The organism is Bacillus sp. AR4-2 (genome assembly GCF_008274865.1).
In the GTDB taxonomy this organism is placed as follows: domain Bacteria; phylum Bacillota; class Bacilli; order Bacillales; family Bacillaceae_G; genus Bacillus_A; species Bacillus_A cereus.
The window spans coordinates 1,468,044-1,485,103 of record NZ_CP031062.1; the positions used below are offsets into that span (position 1 = coordinate 1,468,044).

Here is a 17,060-nt window from a genome sequence, read left to right on the forward strand (position 1 = left end):
TTGCCAAGCTTTTTTTCTATTATAAAAGGAATTTATGTTTCTGTGTCGAATTAAATTTGAGGTAGAAAAAGGAGGCTTTTATACGATGACAGTTGCTACATATGAAGTAGAAAAACAATTTTTAACATACGTGAAGAAGATACAAAATTACGGAGAAGCATTAAGTTTAATGTTTTGGGATTTAAGAACAGGTGCACCAAAAAAAGGTGTAGATCAGCGTTCAGAAGTAATTGGTATGCTTTCGTCAGAAGTGTTTGCTATGTCGACTTCAGATGAGATGGGAAACTATTTAACAGAGCTTGAAGCTTTAATACGTGAAGATAAACTTTCTGAAACAACGAAGAAAATGGTTGAAGAGTGTCGGAAAGAATATGATAGAAATAAAAAAATTCCACAAGCTGAATATGAGGCTTATGTGAAATTAGAAGCGAAAGCAGAGAGTGTGTGGGAAGAAGCTCGTGAAAAATCTGATTTCGAAATGTTCCGCCCATACTTAGAAAAAATTGTTGAATTTAAAAAGAAATTTATTACATATTGGGGTTATGAAACATATAAATATAATACATTATTAGACATGTATGAGCCAGGTATTACAGTAGAAGTTTTAGATCACGTATTTGGTCAACTTCGTGAGCGCATCGTGCCGCTTGTAAAAGAAATCTCTGAGTCTAAAAAAGGATTAAAAACAAGTGCTTTATCGGAACAATTTTCAAAAGAAAAACAAAAGAACTTTACATTAGAACTATTAAAGCAATTGAATTATGACTTTGAAGCAGGTCGTCTTGATGAAACAGTGCATCCTTTCGAAATTACATTAAATAGAGGGGATGTTCGTATTACGACACGCTATGATGAAAAAGATTTTCGTATGGCTGTTTTTGGAACGATCCATGAATGTGGTCATGCAGTATATGAACAAAATATTGCAGAACAATTTGAAGGTACACCACTTTGCAGTGGTACATCTATGGGTATTCACGAATCACAATCATTATTCTTTGAGAACTTTATCGGCCGTAATAAATCATTCTGGAAGAAAAATTATGATTTATTAAAAGAGTATAGCGATGGTCAATTTGATGATATGTCAGTCGATGAATTTTATGATGCAATTAATGAATCGAAGCCGTCATTCATTCGTATAGAAGCAGATGAGCTTACATACCCGCTTCATGTTATGGTGCGTTATGAATTAGAGAAAGAATTATTTGATGGTACATTACAAGTGAAGGACTTACCAGCAGCTTGGAATGATAAGATGGAAGCATATTTAGGAATTCGTCCGGAAAATGATGCGCAAGGTGTATTGCAAGATGTTCACTGGGCTGGTGGCTCATTTGGATACTTCCCATCTTATGCACTTGGTTATATGTATGCAGCGCAATTTAAGCAAAGAATGTTAAAAGACATTCCGAACTTTGATGCATTATTAGAAGAAGGAAACGTAACACCAATTCGTGAATGGTTAACAGAAAACATTCACCAATACGGTAAAACGAAAAAGCCACTTGAAATTTTAGAAGATGTAACAGGTGAAGGCTTAAATGCAAACTACTTAGCCGATTATTTAGAAGCGAAATATAAAGAGATTTATGAGTTGTAAAAAAAGAGCTGCTTAATTGCAGCTCTTTTTTAAAGGGGGATGGGAGAATGGACTATACATATAAAGTAATGACGCAAGAAGAAGCAGAAGAAATTGCATACAACTGGCATTATGAAGGGAAATATTCCTTTTACGATATAGAGGCAGATGAAGAAGATTTAGCTGAATTTTTACATGATGAAAGTAGAGGGGATCATACATTTTCTGTGAAGGAAAATGGCACTCTCATTGGTTATTTTACTGTTTGTAAAATAAATGACGGAACGGTTGATATTGGTCTTGGAATGAGACCTAATATAACTGGGAACGGATTTGGTTTACAGTTCTTAAACGCTATACTAGCTTTTAGTAAAGAAAAATATGGATGCAAGTATATAACACTATCAGTAGCTATATTTAATGAGAGAGCGATTAAAGTGTATAAAAGGGCAGGGTTTGAAGTAGTTGGAACGTTTATACAGAAAACAAATGGTAGTTGTTTTGAGTTTTTGAAAATGAATTATATATGTAAAAATGATTAAAAAACAGAAGAATCTCCTTCTGTTTTTTTATGCAGAAATAAATCATACTTTTTGTAATTGGAAGTTTTGAAATTTTGGAAGAGGATGTGTATGATTGAAGTTTAATAGTAAATAGCAAGTTTAGTAAGGAGAGACAGCATGAGTATAATTAAAACGAAAAATGAAATAGAGTTAATGCATGAATCTGGAAAATTACTTGCTTCATGTCATAGAGAAATTGCGAAGATGATGAAACCAGGTATTACTACAAAAGAAATTAATACGTTTGTTGAAGCATATTTAGAACAGCATGGTGCAACGTCTGAGCAGAAAGGGTACAACGGATATCCATATGCGATATGTGCATCTGTAAACGATGAAATGTGTCATGCGTTTCCGGCCGATGTTCCTTTAACTGAGGGTGATATTGTAACAATTGACACGGTAGTAAACTTAAATGGGGGTCTTTCAGATTCTGCTTGGACGTATAGAGTTGGAAAAGTTTCTGATGAAGCAGAAAAGTTGTTGTTAGTAGCTGAGAATGCTTTGTATAAAGGAATTGACCAGGCGATAATCGATAACCATGTAGGAGATATTGGCTATGCAATTGAAAGTTATGTAACAAATGAAGGTTTTTCTGTTGCAAGAGACTTTACGGGACATGGAATCGGTAAAGAGATTCATGAAGAACCAGCAATTTTTCATTTTGGGAAACAAGGACAAGGACCTCAGTTACAAGAAGGAATGGTAATTACAATTGAACCGATTGTAAATATAGGTATGCGATATTCTAAAGTAGATTTAAATGGGTGGACTGCACGAACGATGGACAGGAAATTATCAGCTCAATATGAGCATACAATTGCGATTACAAAAGATGGGCCAATCATTTTAACGAAGTTGTAATTGGAAATGAAAGAGTTTGCAAAACTCGAACAAAAATAGTAGTTTTTAAAAATTTGTACGTGTTTTTTCGATAAATGCTTTTCAAAGCATAAAAAGTACGTTATAATCCTTCTATAAAATAAATAGTTAGCTACACTCATATAATCGCGGGGATATGGCCTGCAAGTTTCTACCGAAGTACCGTAAATACTTTGACTATGAGTGAGGACGAATATAATTGCTTGTTTAGCATTCTTTTTTTGCGAAACTCCAAAAGCGCGTCTCTCACTTGTAACGAGTGGTGGCGGCTTTTGGAGTTTTTTTATTGCATAAGAGGGGGAACAAACATGAAAGTATTACAAGAAAAGATTTTGAACGAAGGAAAGGTTTTATCTGGTGACGTATTAAAGGTAGATGCTTTTTTAAATCATCAAATTGATCCAGTACTTATGCAAGAAATCGGAAAAGAATTTGCTAAACGTTTTAAAGAAGAGAACATTACAAAAATCGTGACGATTGAATCTTCAGGCATTGCACCAGCAGTTATGGCTGCATTAGAGCTTGGTGTAAAAGTAATTTTTGCACGAAAACGTAAATCGTTAACGTTACAAGATAATATGTACGTTGCAAACGTATATTCATTTACAAAACAAGAAACAAATGAAATTTCATTATCTCGAAATCATATCGATGAAAATGATCGTGTATTAATCATCGATGACTTTTTAGCAAACGGTCAGGCTGCTTTAGGTTTAATGAGTTTAGTAGAGCAAGCTGGAGCGAGTATTGCAGGAATTGGAATTGTTATTGAAAAAGCATTTCAAGATGGAGGAAAGAAGCTTCGTGAACAAGGCGTTCGTGTTGAATCACTAGCAGAAATTGCATCACTTGATAACGGCACAGTTACATTTGTACAGCAAGAAACTGCGGAGGTGAAATAAACGATGAAGCAGCATCCATTTAAAATTGCATCGCTTGGTATGCAGCATATGCTTGCAATGTATGCTGGAGCAATTATCGTTCCGCTTATTGTGGGCGGTGGACTTGGTTTAAATCAAAAAGAGTTAACATATTTAGTCTCAATTGATTTATTAATGTGCGGCGTTGCGACAATTTTACAAGCATTATCAAATCGCTTTTTCGGTATAGGACTTCCCGTTGTACTTGGTTGTACATTTACAGCCGTTGGACCGATGATTGCGATTGGAAAACAATACGGTGTGTCTTCAATTTATGGAGCAATTATTGCTGCTGGGTTATTCGTTGTTATTTTTGCGAAATTATTTGGAAAACTCGTAAAACTGTTTCCACCTGTTGTAACAGGATCTGTCGTTACAGTAATTGGAGTTACACTTGTTCCAGCTGCTATTAATGATATGGCTGGCGGAGTAGGAAGTAAAGATTTCGGAAGTCTTGAAAACTTAGCGTTAGCATTTGGAGTGTTATTATTTATCATTATTATGTATCGTTTCTTTGATGGATTTATCCGTTCCATTTCTATTCTATTAGGTTTGTTGTTCGGTACTATCGTTGCAGCGTTTATGGGGAAAGTAAGTTTGCAAGCGGTTGGAGAGGCGGATTGGTTCCACGGTATTCAACCATTTTACTTTGGTACACCAACATTTGAATTAACACCAATTATTACGATGATTCTCGTTGCCTGTGTAGGGATTGTAGAAGCAACGGGTGTATACTTTGCATTATCTGATATTTGCAATAAAAAAATCGGTGAAAAAGAATTAACAAAAGGCTATCGCGCAGAAGGATTAGCGATGGTGTTAGGTGGCATTTTCAACGCGTTCCCATATACAACATACTCTCAAAACGTAGGACTTGTTCAATTAACTGGAGTAAGAAATCGCGTTATTATTTATACTTGCGGTGGTATGTTAATCGTACTTGGTTTCATTCCTAAAATCGCAGCTATTACAACAATTATTCCGAAATCAGTACTGGGCGGTGCGATGTTAGCGATGTTCGGTATGGTTATGGCATATGGTATTAAAATGTTAAGTAGCGTTGACTTCGGAAGACAAGAAAACTTATTAATCGTTGCATGTTCTGTCGGAATTGGGCTTGGCGTAACAGTCGTTCCTACATTATTTTCACAACTTCCAGAAAGCATTCGTATTTTAACAGATAACGGAATTGTACTTGGAAGTGCGTCAGCAGTACTTTTAAATATCGTATTTAATATGGTGCCGCAGCGCAAAGTGAAAGTAGAAGAAGAGCCAGTATCTATACAAAATGCAGTAAGAGAAGCGTAAAAAAGCAAGGTCTCGTTATGAGACCTTGCTTTTCTTTTTAAGTGGCATCATTTTCCCGTAAGTACCAAGACGCCAAATGTACTCAAGTGGCCCGTATTGGTAATGTGAAAGCCACCAGCGGCTAATAAAGATTTGTAACGTGTAGAAACTAATGCAGAATATTGGTCCAACCCATAATGGAGCAGGATAATAATTTTTAAGTAATAGACCAAATACAAGTAATGTAACAATTGTATGCGAGATGTAATTTGTTAATGCCATTCGTCCAACGTATTGGAATGGACGTAATAACGTTTGCCATTTTTCTTTTTGTAATAAACGCATTAGAGTGAAAATGTAGAATATGAATAACGTTTTTCCGCTAAACATTGTAAAGACCTGCATATAAATTGGTTCATAAAATGGTTTTGATAAGAAGTAACGGACCATGAAGAACCACATTGGTAATGTTAAAAGGAACATAATAATTTGCCATTTTTTAAGCTTTGGATCTAACTCTTTCGTGCGGCGGAAAATATCCTTTTTGCCGGCGTATAAACCAAGTAAAAATAGCCCAACTGTTTCTGGAAGCATAAGTAAATTTAATCCAATTCCATCAGCGTAAAATGCATGGAAACGATTTTGTATTTGTGACAGCCAGTCTTCTAATGGCATGATAGGTAAGGAAAAACCTAGCTCTTCCTTTGGTACCAATGCAACCGTAATACCAGCCATTAGCATAATGAATTGAAAAATACTCAATAAAACGATAGCCCATATTAAAATAGTACGAGGTTCTCTCTTATAAAATAAAAATAAGAAAAATCCAGCAATCGCATAAGTATGTAAAATGTCTCCGTCCCATAAAAGAACGTAATGTAAGAAACCGAATAATAATAAAATAAGTAAGCGGCGAACAAATAAAATTTTTGGATGATCTGTTTTCGCTTCAGCACGACTCATAAAAATATAAAAACCTAATCCGAATAAAAACGAAAAAATTGTATAAAATTTCGTTTGAATAAACATATCGTAAAATAGGCGAATGTAGCTGTCTATCCCTTCGTAAATTCCTGAAAGATCACGTGAGTCAACCCCGGCGATAACAGGCCAATTCACAAGAAAAATACCTAGTACAGCTATTCCTCTAATAATATCAATGGAGTGTATCCTCTCGCCTTGTGTGAGATTTTGTGTCATTTTTTTCCTCCTTGTTAAGTAATTCCCTTTTATTATACAAAATGTAAGATGGAGGGGATAGGGGATATTTCCATTTTTTTAAACTGTTAAGTTATGTAGGATGAGATATAATAAGAGTGCACAACAAGTTTTAACCTTTTTCAAAACAGGCAGTAAAGCTCCTTCTTATAAGGAGCTTTCTTTATGAAAAGTGTTGATAATGATTCTCTTTAATGATAAACTGTATTTAAAAGTGATAATCATTATCAAAAAAGGTTGGTGCGTAAGTATGGTATATGCATTAGTAGCAGGTACAGTCGCTGTATATGCAGTTATTGCGAAGTATGTTTTAAATGGAGTAGGAACAGCAAAATGAGTGATATGACATAAAATCCCTTTCATTTGTAAAAAGAATGAAAGGGATTTTTTATTTTTAATGAGAATATGCTGAAAATTTAGTATGATAGTAAAGTGAAACTGTAATCAATGGGTAGGTGTAACTCTCACTGGTTATGAACTCGCAAATAGCGGGGAAAAGTATATACATCTTGGATAAAGGGGAACAAGGGGATGACAAACATAGTACAGACAAACGGTATGAAAAAACTTGTTTGTTTTTATGAAGAGTGGCAAAAACACGGCGATGCAGAGAATAGTTTAAAGTTGTTTGAGGTAATTCAAAAATATAAACAAGAACAGCTTATGATAGCGTTCTGCGGTCACTTCTCTGCAGGGAAATCAACGATGATGAATCATCTATATAAAGCGCAGTTGTTACCGACAAGTCCAATTCCGACAAGCGCTAACGTTGTCAAAATTGAAAAAGGAATGGATCGTGTTGTTGTAACGGTTAAATCTGGAGAGCAGTACGAATATGACGGTGCATATTCAGCAGAAGAATTAAAACAAATTTGTAAAGACGGCGATGAAGTAATTGGTGTTCATATTTATCGAAACGACGCGCCGATTCCTGAAGGGGTTATGTTAGTTGATACACCAGGGATTGATTCAACAGATGATGCCCATCAATTAGCGACAGAGTCGACACTTCATCTGGCAGATGTCATTTTTTATATGATGGATTATAATCACGTCCAATCGGAAGTGAATTTACAATTTGTTAAAGAATTGAAACAACGTAATAAAACGGTTTATCTCGTTGTAAATCAAATAGATAAACATAAAGAAAATGAATTATCGTTTGAGAATTATAAAGATAGTGTAAAACAATCATTCTCTAACTGGGATATTGAAGTAGATGGTGTTTATTATACGTCATTACGAATGATGAACCATCCACATAATGAAATTAGAAGCTTAGAAGCGTTAATTACTTCTATTATGAAAGAAAAAGAGCAGTATGTAAGGACTGGAATGGAGCGAGAAACAGAATATTTAATGGGGGAACATTTCTCGTTTATTGTTTCTGAAAATGAAAAAGCTCTTTTGAAATATGAGGAAGAGTTAGCATCACCACTTTCTATTTCAGAGGTAGTTGAAAAGAAGGAAGAGTTAACGGAAGCGAAAAATCGTGAGGCAAGTAAAGAATCTCATGTGAGAAACGAATTTATAAAAGGTTTACAAGCTATATTAGATAACGCTTATTTAATGCCATTTGAAATGAGAGAATTGGCAAATGCATATTTAGAAACGAAATTAACAAAATTTAAGGTCGGTTTGCTATTTTCGAAAGGAAAGACGGAGCAAGAAAAACAAAGACGTGTAGAGGCGTTTTATTCTGCCCTTCAAAAAATTGTTGAAACGCAGCTTGATTTTCATGTGAAGGAATTTATTGTAGCCTTCTTAAAAGAAGAAGGATTGTTCACGGAGGAAATTGGGAAAGACATATATGGGTTAGAAATTGCTTTCGGACCAGAAATGTTGGCCGAAGTAATTAAACAAGGTGCAGGTTTCACAGGTGATTACTTACTTCTTTATACAGCGGATGTAGCGAATGAACTGAAGAAACGTTATTTTATAAAAGCACAGCAAATTTTTGATAAAAGTGCGGTCGTTTTGAAGCAAAAGGTAAGGGAAGCAGTTGCTCGTATTGAAGAAGAGATTGAAACATATACGATGTTGCAAACGGCGAAAGAAACACAATTACAATACAGTAACAATTTGGAGGCATATGAAGACTATTTACGAAATGTTTGGCACGATCATGTTGCTACGCCTGAAGGGTTGCAAATAGATGAGATATTGCAAAGGGAGGCACAAATTGTTAGTGAGAAATTTACACTACAAGAGCAGGAAATCGTAAACAATAACGTAGCGGTTCATGAAGAAGAGCTGAAAGGAACGGTGGCTTTAAATATTCAGCGGATATTAGAGAAAGTGAAAAAAGCTGAAACGATATTAGAGCCATTGCCAGCGCTGAAACATGTACAGCAAGAGGTAATAGAGAAAAGAAGACGTGTGGAAACAAAACAATTTACAGTAGCGTTATTCGGAGCATTTAGTGCTGGAAAATCATCATTTGCCAATGCCTTACTCGGTGAGAAAGTACTTCCTGTATCACCAAACCCGACGACGGCAACGATTAATCAAATTTTGCCGGTTACAGAGGGAAAACCACACGGAACAGTAATTGTTCAGTTTAAATCAAAGCAAGCGTTATTAGAAGATATGAAAGCTGTTTATAAGCTGTTTCATTATGAGATTGCTACGTTAGATGAAGCGTTAGCACAAATTGATAAAGTTATGAAATATCCTTCACCAACTGGGAAGCAAAAAACAACATTTAGCTTTTTACGAGCGGTACAAAAAGGGTATGATGCAGTTTCTACTGATTTAGGAGAACGAGTACAAGTTACATTAGAAGAGTTCTCTGATTATGTAGCGAATGAAGAGAAATCATGCTTCGTTGAGTATATGGAACTTTATTATGATTGTGCTTTAACAAGGCAGGGAATAGCGCTTGTAGACACACCTGGAGCGGATTCTATTAATGCTCGCCATACGGATGTTGCATTCCAGTATATTAAAAACGCAGATGCTATTTTATTTGTAACATATTATAACCATGTATTCTCTCGTGCTGACCGTGAATTTTTAATTCAGCTTGGTCGTGTAAAGGATACTTTTGCCCTTGATAAAATGTTCTTCTTAATTAATGCGGCGGATTTAGCAGAGTCTGAAGAAGAACTTGAAATGGTAAAAGGTTATATCGCAGATCAGCTGCTGCAATACGGTATTAGAAATCCGCGTTTATTTGCAATTTCAAGTTTATGTGCGCTTGAAGAGAAACAAGGAAAGAATGTTGAAAAAGAGAAGTATGGTATTTTACAAAACTCTGGGATTACGAAGTTTGAGGAATCATTTACGTCCTTTATGATGAGAGATTTAATGCTTGTTTCTGTGCATGCTCTATATGGTGCTTTGCAAGGGGCAGATCAGCTTTTAGTAAACATGATAAAGGGTGCAAAACAGGGGAATGAAGAGAAAGAGAAGCAAACGAAAAAATATGAAGCAGAGCGTGATCAACTACTTCATATCATTTCATCATATAGTGTACTTGCTGAAGAACAGGCGATGCAAAATGAAGTGAAAGAGTTGCTTTATTACGTGCAACAGCGTCTATTCCTACGCTATAACGATGTGTTTACTGAATTTATTAATCCGGCGTCACTTCGAACGGATGGAAATGTGAAAACACAATTGCAACAGTGTGTTATGGAATTAGTAGCATTTATTCAGCATGATTTATTGCAAGAAATGCGTGCGACATCATTACGCCTTGAAAAATGGATAGATGAAGCGATGAAGCGTGCAAAGGACGAAATTGTAGTGAACTGTAAAGTAGAAAATGAATCAATTTCTATGAATGGAACAGTGGAGTATGAATATAAAGATATTACACATAAAGAACCGTTTCCTTCAGTTGAAATAAAAGATTTCAAAAAAGCATTGGCACATTTTAAAAATGAGAAAAGCTTTTTTGAAAAGAATGACAAAGCTTTTATGCAAGAAGACGCTAAATCTGTATTAGAACCGCTCGTATCAAACTATGTAGCTGATGAAAAAGATTTATTTGTTCATCATTATAAGCAAGAGTGGGATATGAAGTGGAACTTATTCCAAAAAGTGATGCAGCAAGATGTGATGAACTATTATGAAAGTATATTGTTTGCATTGGCTGAAACGATTGATGTATCTCTATATGAACAAAGTAAAGAACAATTGCAAAAGCAGTTAGTAGAGATTGAAAAAGAAATTTATGTTATATAGTCGTTAGGAGAAAAAGATTCGTTCAATTTTCTTTTGCAGTACAGTATCTAAAGATTTTACAAATCCAGCAAATTCATCGGTAGAAATCATATGAGTAAGAACGAGTCGTCTGCCATCTGGTGTTTCACCGCATAAGACGAATGAAGAAAATTCATATGTTTTGTTTTCAACTACTAATTTTGGATAGGAATACGTGTCGCTTTTCTTCTTCTTTCCATCAATAGAGATGACGTTGCATTTTTTCTCATTGTTGTCCATGGTGAATCCCTCCTTTCTATTACTTATGGTAGACAAGGAGGGTTTAGAACAATAGAGAAGGGGGAATTTTTTATGTCTGTTGTAATAGAACGTATTCCAAAAGAGGCTATACCGAAGTCTCTATTGTTACTTGCTGATCCAAGTGAACGGCAAATAGCTACGTATGTACAAAGAGGATTAACATACGTAGCTAAGCAGGGGGGGAGCGTTATCGGTGTATATGTTCTTTTGGAAACAAGGCCAAAGACGATGGAAATCATGAATATTGCGGTTGCAGAGCATTTGCAAGGAAAAGGGATTGGGAAGAAGCTATTAAGGCATGCTGTAGAAACTGCTAAAGGATACGGTATGTCAAAACTTGAAGTTGGTACAGGCAATTCTAGTGTTTCACAACTTGCTTTATATCAAAAATGTGGATTTCGTATTTTTTCTATTGATTTTGATTACTTTTCGAAGCATTATGAAGAAGAGATTATTGAAAATGGGATTGTATGTCGTGATATGATCCGGCTTGCAATGGAATTGAATAAAAACGTATAACTATTTAGGGGGAAGAGAAGATGGAAGTACATAAAGCAATTACAGCACATTCTCGTAAACAAAATGAAAGTGTAAAAGCATGTTTACAATTAGATGCACAGCGTGAAGCAGCTATTGAAGCTGCCGTATCTCTTGCGTCAAATGGGAAAGAATTTTCGGTTGATGTCATTAATGTTGTAACGAAGCAAATTAATGATCTTGCAAAAAATGGTGTTACCTTGCAGCGTAAATATGTTACAGAAGAAATGGTTATGGAGTATGTAAGTCGTTTGAAAGAGAAAGAAGGTCGTTAAAGATGATAGTTACAGTCGAATGGTTACGTGAGCATATAGAAGATGAGAATGTCCGTATAATCGATTGTCGTTTTGATTTAGCGAATCCTAATTGGGGTAGAGAAAAGTATGAAGAAGGACATATTCCTCATGCGTTATATTTTGATTTGAATTTAGATTTATCAAGTCCTATAGCAGAACATGGTGGCCGCCATCCTTTACCAAATATTGAGGAGTTTGCAGACAAGCTTTCGGAGGCTGGTATTGATGAGCATACGACAGTAATTGCGTATGACAGTCAAGCCGGTGCAAATGCTGCTCGTTTATGGTGGTTATGTAACTATGTAGGACATGAGAAAGTATATATATTAGATGGTGGTTTCCCGGCTTGGAAAGAGAATGGACTACCGACAACAGCGGAAATTCCTGTTGCTATACGAAAAACATTTAAAGCTAATATACAAGATCATATGCTTGTAACGATGGAAACGGTCAGAGAGAATATCCGTGCAGGTGCGGATGTTACATTAATTGATTCAAGAGAGCCGAAACGTTATGCTGGTGTAGAGGAACTTGTCGATCATAAAGCAGGACATATTCCAACAGCGGTAAACCATTTCTGGAAGGATGGAATGTTGCAATCAGGACAATTTAAGAATGAAGCTGGGCAACAAGAACGATTCCAAAATCTGTCGAAAGATAAGGAAACAATTGTATATTGTGGTTCTGGTGTTACGGCATGTCCAAATATCGTTGCATTAAAATTGGCTGGATTCCAAAATGTAAAATTGTATGCAGGTAGCTGGAGTGATTGGATTTCTTATCCAGAAAATCAAATTGCAAAAGAAGAAGATTAATCACTTGCATGCAAAAATAATTTGTATTAAAATAAGGTCACAAGCAAGAGATTGCTCGAAAAACTTTGTATTTTACACATTAGAAACAATGTGATAATATAACGACAAGTAAATAATACATCCTGCGGTGTGCGCAACTTATTTATGTCTAAAACCGATGTTAGTTATACGGAAGCTCAATATTTAGCGACCATCATCAAGCCTTCCTTGTGGAGGAAGATGTACGGTAACTGTGAGGGCATCCACCTGCGAGTAGCGGGTTTTTGGACATTTACGAGGAGCGGCACGTGCGGGGGTCTTATTTCAACTAACCTTATATAAAATTCCTACGGTGTACGTAGCTTATGCATGTCTTAAACCAATAAGTTTAATATGGAAGTTCAATATTTAAATGTAGCTAACATGCCATCTTTTTAAGAAGGAAGTTACAAACATTTGTGAGAGCATCCACCTGTGAGAGCAGGTTTATGGACATCTAGAGAGAACGGCATATGTGGGGCTATATAAAAACCTTACGTTTTATACGTAAGGTTTTTTTGTTGCATAGATATATCAATATTATCTTGATTCACCTGTGAAGTTTCCGTAATAAATGTAGCACTTTCTGTCTTCATCAATCTCTCTTGAATCTAAGGAGAACTCCATAGACATGCCGTCTCGCTGAATATATATAATATCTGAATGAAGAGATGGTAAAATTTCTTCATAGTTCCATACATCTTGACTATCTACTATGTTTGAACTCGTTTCACTTAGTTCTCTAATTTCAAAACCGATGTAGGAGTATGTAGGGTCTGAAGGGTCATTTGTGAAAACTTCTTTTTGAATATAAATAACTGCTGTTCCGTCTGGATCAACCGAAGTTGCAGTAACAACATAAGTATTCTTCTCTTTAATAAAATATTCACAAGTCATGCGTGCGATAATTTCAGAATTAGAAATATTGGCGTAGTTCCATAAAGCAGGATACCCTTTCGTTTCATCATTAAGTCGATATTCTAAGCGCATTTAATCCCTCTTCTTCCTTTTTCTTCTACTTTATCATGCCATCCTATATAATAGGAATAGAATTTAAAAAGGGGAGTGCGAAGGTGACAAAAACGAAATGGCTAGTAGGTGGTGTCGTAACGTCTTTAATGACTGGCACTTTATTTGGTTGCGCACAAGATCTTCCCCCAAAACCGAATGATAATAGTTGTTCTGATTGGGATTGGGATGATGAACTTGGGGTATGGCAGTGTGATGATAGTAGTTCAGGTTATCGTGGGCATTACTTCTATGGTGGACGATACTATCAAAATAAATCCACTTTTAAAAATTCATCGGCGTTTAAATCGTATCAATCGTCTGCTGAATTTAAAGGTGGAATTGGAAGCGGTTCAAAGGGAGGATTTGGGGGCTAAAATATGTCGCAATACATAAGGGATAGAAAAGAATTTTATTTAAAATATCCGAATTTTTGGTCGGATTTATATGAATGTGAGTATAGTTTGTTTCATGTTTTTTCTATAACAAATCAGACTTTGGAACAAGTACACTTAGCGACTGAACGAATGGGTAAAATATTTTTTAAGACTGCTAGACTTTTGCGAAATTTAAGTGACGAACAGCTTCTTGAGCTTGGTTTTCCTCCTGCGAGCTTATCATTCATTAGAATGAAAGGGCTTTATCCTGAATCTGTAATTTCGCGATTTGATTTTGCCGTAACAGAGGATAACCAAATCAAAATGCTTGAGTTTAATAGTGATACACCAACTTTTATTATGGAATGCTTTCAAATGAATGGGAAAGTATGTGGAAATCTAGGCTATGATGATCCAAACTCGGATCAAGAACGATTGCTATCTTCTGGTGTAACGAAAGCAGTAATGGAAGCGACAAAGGGATTAGATAATCCAAATGTTGTTTTTACAGCACATCATGAACATATCGAGGATTGGAATACCACTATGTATTTAAGTCAGCTATGCCATGTTGAAAATAAAGTAGTGCCAATGTCAGAACTTAGAATTACAAAGGATGCTCTAGTCGATAAAGATGGGGCGAAGATTGATGTTTTATATCGCCAAACATATCCGATAGAAGATTTAATTGAGGATCAAGATCCTGAAACAGGAGATTTGGTAGGTGTGGAATTGTTACAACTTGTAAAAGCCGGAAAGCTTTTTATAATAAATCCTTTGTCAGCATTTTTACTTCAGCCAAAATCAATTCAGTGTCTTATTTGGGGGTTAGCAGAAGAAGAGGCCTTTTATACAAATGAGGAACAACAGTGGATTAAAGAATATATGTTACCTACATATTTAGAACCAGATTTATTTTTAGGAAAAGGTTCTTTCGTTCAAAAACCTTCATTTGGGAGAGAAGGAGATACAATTACGATTCGCGATAAAGACGAAAATATTATGCTTCAAAATGCACACCAAACATATAAAACGTCACTGCCGATATTTCAAAAGTATATCGAACTGCCAGTCGTATCCTTGGAAACAGAAAAAGGGATCGAGAAACTGTCATATGTGTTTGGTTCGTTTTTAATTGCTGGAAAAGCGAGTAGTATCGGTATTCGCGCGGGAGAAAAGATTACAGGAAATGAATCGTACTATTTACCGGTAGGTATAAAAAGGAGGGGAAAAAATGATTAATTTTTTATTATATTTAGTAGTAACACTCGGCCTTTTATGTATAGGTCTGTTCTTGATGGAAGTGACAACGAAAGTAAAGGAATTTAAGTTAATGGCTCAAGGAAATAAGGCGGTAAGCTATGTGCTTGGAGGACGATTACTTGGGTTAGCTGTTGTTTTATATTCGACAGCAGCTAATTCAATTTCACTTCTTGATATGATTTCGTGGGGAGCAGTTGGGATTTTGGCTCAAATTATCGTCTTTTATTTAGCTGAGTGGCTTACACCACGCTTTAATATAAACAAAAGTCTCGAAGAAGATAATCAAGCAGTCGGTCTTTTTCTTATGTTTTTATCAATTTCAATTGGGATTGTAATTGCTGGTTGTATAACTTATTAAAAACTTTACGTTTAAACGTAAAGTTTTTTATTTTATCCCGTAAAAGCCCGATTGGTGAGGGCTGATTAAAGTTTCACTTTATATATGTTAGTTTGCCATACCTTTTGAAAAAATTGTAGGCTACGGTTGACATCTATTTTAAATAAGAGTAACATTTTCAATGTAATGAAAATAAGTCTCTGTTAGGTGAGGCTCCTGTATAGAGAAATGCTACTGCCCAAAAATGTCGAGAGACGCCAATGGGTCAACAGGAATGATCGAATTAAGGTTTTTCTTAACGTAGCTGGTAATGTACCTATGCTATACAGTGCTAAAACTCGGTGAGGGAGAGGTCCGTAGATTTCTAATTATATTAGAAATCGTTTATTTGTGTATGTAATGGCCGCTACTCTCTTAAGGGTAGGGGCCTTTTTTGTTACCAAGCTATGAGTAATTTCATAGTATAAACTATAAAATTAAACGAGGAGGTGAGGAGCATGTCAAATTCTGACTCGGTTCCGTTACCCATATACTTCAAATCAAAAATATATGATGTAGGCAGGAAACGATTTGTTCCTCCCTCTATATTTATCATAATGTAGCGTTTATAAAACGCGAGACACTTTCACAGTAAAGTGGATAAATTGAGAAACAAAGCGTTTCTTCCTATGTTGTAAAGGAGGAGACGATAATATGTTATATGCAAACAAAACTGTGGGTAACACGTCATATAAACTAAGTAAAAAATCAATAAAAGAACAAACAATGCTCCAAAAAAATAAAGATTTATTAATTGAAATTGCAACAAGAGATGTAAAATCTGTATTTGCATATTTTAAAACAACAAGAGACGGACTATCAATGAAAGAGGCACAAAAACGTATTCAAGTATATGGCCGAAATGAACTAACTTCAAAAAGAGCACTTCTCGCAGAAGTAATGATGAAGCTTGGTGGCATGATTCCAGGTTTTTCAAAACAACGTGTGTGTGATGAATTACAACGTGAAACGATTACTGTATCTAGAGTAGAATGTTCTAGTAGTACAGGGCTAAATAGTGAACTGAAAATGATGGAGATACCAGTGCAAGAACTTGTACCTGGAGATATAATTTTTCTTTCGGCTGGAGATGCTGTGCCGGCTGATGTACGTATTATTTATGCAGATGATTTATTAGTGAATGAGTCTGTGTTAACGGGAAACGAAGCGAATATAGAGAAGTTTGAAAGCTGCTATCACCTTGAACGTAAACGATTTATTCCATTAAAACGGATGAAAGATTATAATCCACTTGAGCTTGAAAATGTATGTTTTAAAGGTTCACATATCGTTAGTGGAAATGCAAAGGCTGTCGTTGTTTCTACTGGAAAAAATACGTATTCAGGCATATTGCATACTTGTTGTAGTAGAACGTCTTAATGTGTTAATGGTGCTAAATATACAAAAACAATGTATAATAGACAAAGTTGAGCAAAAACGTAGAATGG

Annotated in this window: 17 protein-coding genes, 2 other RNA genes and 2 riboswitches; of the genes, 16 read left to right on the forward strand and 3 right to left on the reverse strand. The window is 35.5% G+C overall.

What is annotated here, in order from left to right:
• Positions 1–85 precede the first annotated feature (85 nt).
• From ypwA to pbuX, 5 genes are all read left to right on the forward strand, one after another.
• The gene (gene ypwA / locus DN399_RS07720) at positions 86–1,603 is read left to right on the forward strand and encodes a carboxypeptidase (protein WP_000215074.1); all 1,518 of its coding nucleotides are present in this window, start codon (positions 86–88) and stop codon (positions 1,601–1,603) included.
• Positions 1,604–1,650: 47 nt separating this feature from the next.
• Positions 1,651–2,124 carry a GNAT family N-acetyltransferase gene (locus DN399_RS07725; RefSeq protein ID WP_149149432.1) on the forward strand — a complete coding sequence of 158 codons (474 nt, stop codon included), beginning with the start codon at positions 1,651–1,653 and terminating at the stop codon, positions 2,122–2,124.
• Between the two features lie 138 nt (positions 2,125–2,262).
• Positions 2,263–3,009: a type I methionyl aminopeptidase gene (locus DN399_RS07730; protein WP_000022486.1), complete on the forward strand. Its 747-nt coding sequence runs from the start codon at positions 2,263–2,265 to the stop codon at positions 3,007–3,009.
• 116 nt (positions 3,010–3,125) lie between these two features.
• A riboswitch (purine riboswitch) is annotated at positions 3,126–3,227 on the forward strand.
• Between the two features lie 108 nt (positions 3,228–3,335).
• Positions 3,336–3,929: a xanthine phosphoribosyltransferase gene (locus DN399_RS07740; RefSeq protein ID WP_000866483.1), complete on the forward strand. Its 594-nt coding sequence runs from the start codon at positions 3,336–3,338 to the stop codon at positions 3,927–3,929.
• Positions 3,930–3,932: 3 nt separating this feature from the next.
• Entirely contained in the window at positions 3,933–5,255 is a 1,323-nt protein-coding gene (gene pbuX, locus DN399_RS07745) for a xanthine permease PbuX (protein ID WP_149149433.1), read from the forward strand.
• Between the two features lie 15 nt (positions 5,256–5,270).
• Here pbuX and DN399_RS07750 read toward each other — a convergent pair whose 3' ends face one another.
• Complete coding sequence (locus DN399_RS07750) at positions 5,271–6,434, reverse strand: DUF418 domain-containing protein (RefSeq protein WP_049108376.1); 1,164 nt, start codon at positions 6,432–6,434, stop codon at positions 5,271–5,273.
• A 199-nt stretch (positions 6,435–6,633) separates the two neighbouring features.
• Between DN399_RS07750 and DN399_RS28040 the strand changes: the two genes are divergently transcribed.
• Complete coding sequence (locus DN399_RS28040) at positions 6,634–6,789, forward strand: hypothetical protein (RefSeq protein WP_179953528.1); 156 nt, start codon at positions 6,634–6,636, stop codon at positions 6,787–6,789.
• Positions 6,790–6,983: 194 nt separating this feature from the next.
• Positions 6,984–10,643 (forward strand): dynamin family protein, encoded by a 3,660-nt coding sequence (locus DN399_RS07755; RefSeq protein WP_149149434.1) that lies wholly within the window; start codon positions 6,984–6,986, stop codon positions 10,641–10,643.
• Positions 10,644–10,646: 3 nt separating this feature from the next.
• Here DN399_RS07755 and DN399_RS07760 read toward each other — a convergent pair whose 3' ends face one another.
• The gene (locus tag DN399_RS07760; protein WP_000369740.1) at positions 10,647–10,901 is read right to left on the reverse strand and encodes a DUF3931 domain-containing protein; all 255 of its coding nucleotides are present in this window, start codon (positions 10,899–10,901) and stop codon (positions 10,647–10,649) included.
• A gap of 72 nt (positions 10,902–10,973) precedes the next feature.
• Between DN399_RS07760 and DN399_RS07765 the strand changes: the two genes are divergently transcribed.
• From DN399_RS07765 to ssrS (DN399_RS07785), 5 genes are all read left to right on the forward strand, one after another.
• Positions 10,974–11,441, forward strand: coding sequence for a GNAT family N-acetyltransferase (locus tag DN399_RS07765; RefSeq protein ID WP_000117689.1), 468 nt, complete (start codon positions 10,974–10,976; stop codon positions 11,439–11,441).
• 20 nt (positions 11,442–11,461) lie between these two features.
• Positions 11,462–11,734 (forward strand): YpbS family protein, encoded by a 273-nt coding sequence (locus DN399_RS07770; RefSeq protein ID WP_000451818.1) that lies wholly within the window; start codon positions 11,462–11,464, stop codon positions 11,732–11,734.
• Between the two features lie 2 nt (positions 11,735–11,736).
• Positions 11,737–12,570, forward strand: coding sequence for a sulfurtransferase (locus tag DN399_RS07775; protein ID WP_000637556.1), 834 nt, complete (start codon positions 11,737–11,739; stop codon positions 12,568–12,570).
• A gap of 116 nt (positions 12,571–12,686) precedes the next feature.
• Positions 12,687–12,869, forward strand: a non-coding RNA gene (ssrS, locus tag DN399_RS07780) — 6S RNA.
• 21 nt (positions 12,870–12,890) lie between these two features.
• Positions 12,891–13,074, forward strand: a non-coding RNA gene (gene ssrS / locus DN399_RS07785) — 6S RNA.
• Positions 13,075–13,128: 54 nt separating this feature from the next.
• Here the strand turns inward: ssrS (DN399_RS07785) and DN399_RS07790 are convergent.
• Positions 13,129–13,578, reverse strand: coding sequence for a hypothetical protein (locus DN399_RS07790; protein WP_001235526.1), 450 nt, complete (start codon positions 13,576–13,578; stop codon positions 13,129–13,131).
• A gap of 83 nt (positions 13,579–13,661) precedes the next feature.
• Between DN399_RS07790 and DN399_RS07795 the strand changes: the two genes are divergently transcribed.
• The 4 genes from DN399_RS07795 (at position 13,662) to DN399_RS07815 (ending at position 16,992) form a co-directional block, all read left to right on the forward strand.
• Positions 13,662–13,973, forward strand: coding sequence for a hypothetical protein (locus DN399_RS07795; protein WP_000169030.1), 312 nt, complete (start codon positions 13,662–13,664; stop codon positions 13,971–13,973).
• A gap of 3 nt (positions 13,974–13,976) precedes the next feature.
• On the forward strand, positions 13,977–15,215 hold the full coding sequence (locus DN399_RS07800; protein WP_139849131.1) for a glutathionylspermidine synthase family protein: 1,239 nt from the start codon (positions 13,977–13,979) through the stop codon (positions 15,213–15,215).
• The gene (locus tag DN399_RS07805; RefSeq protein ID WP_000606868.1) at positions 15,208–15,594 is read left to right on the forward strand and encodes a DUF350 domain-containing protein; all 387 of its coding nucleotides are present in this window, start codon (positions 15,208–15,210) and stop codon (positions 15,592–15,594) included. Before DN399_RS07800 ends, DN399_RS07805 begins: the two co-directional genes overlap by 8 nt.
• A gap of 171 nt (positions 15,595–15,765) precedes the next feature.
• Positions 15,766–15,931: riboswitch (M-box (ykoK) riboswitch) on the forward strand.
• 335 nt (positions 15,932–16,266) lie between these two features.
• On the forward strand, positions 16,267–16,992 hold the full coding sequence (locus tag DN399_RS07815) for a P-type ATPase actuator domain-containing protein (protein WP_000964947.1): 726 nt from the start codon (positions 16,267–16,269) through the stop codon (positions 16,990–16,992).
• The last annotated feature ends 68 nt before the right edge of the window (positions 16,993–17,060 follow it).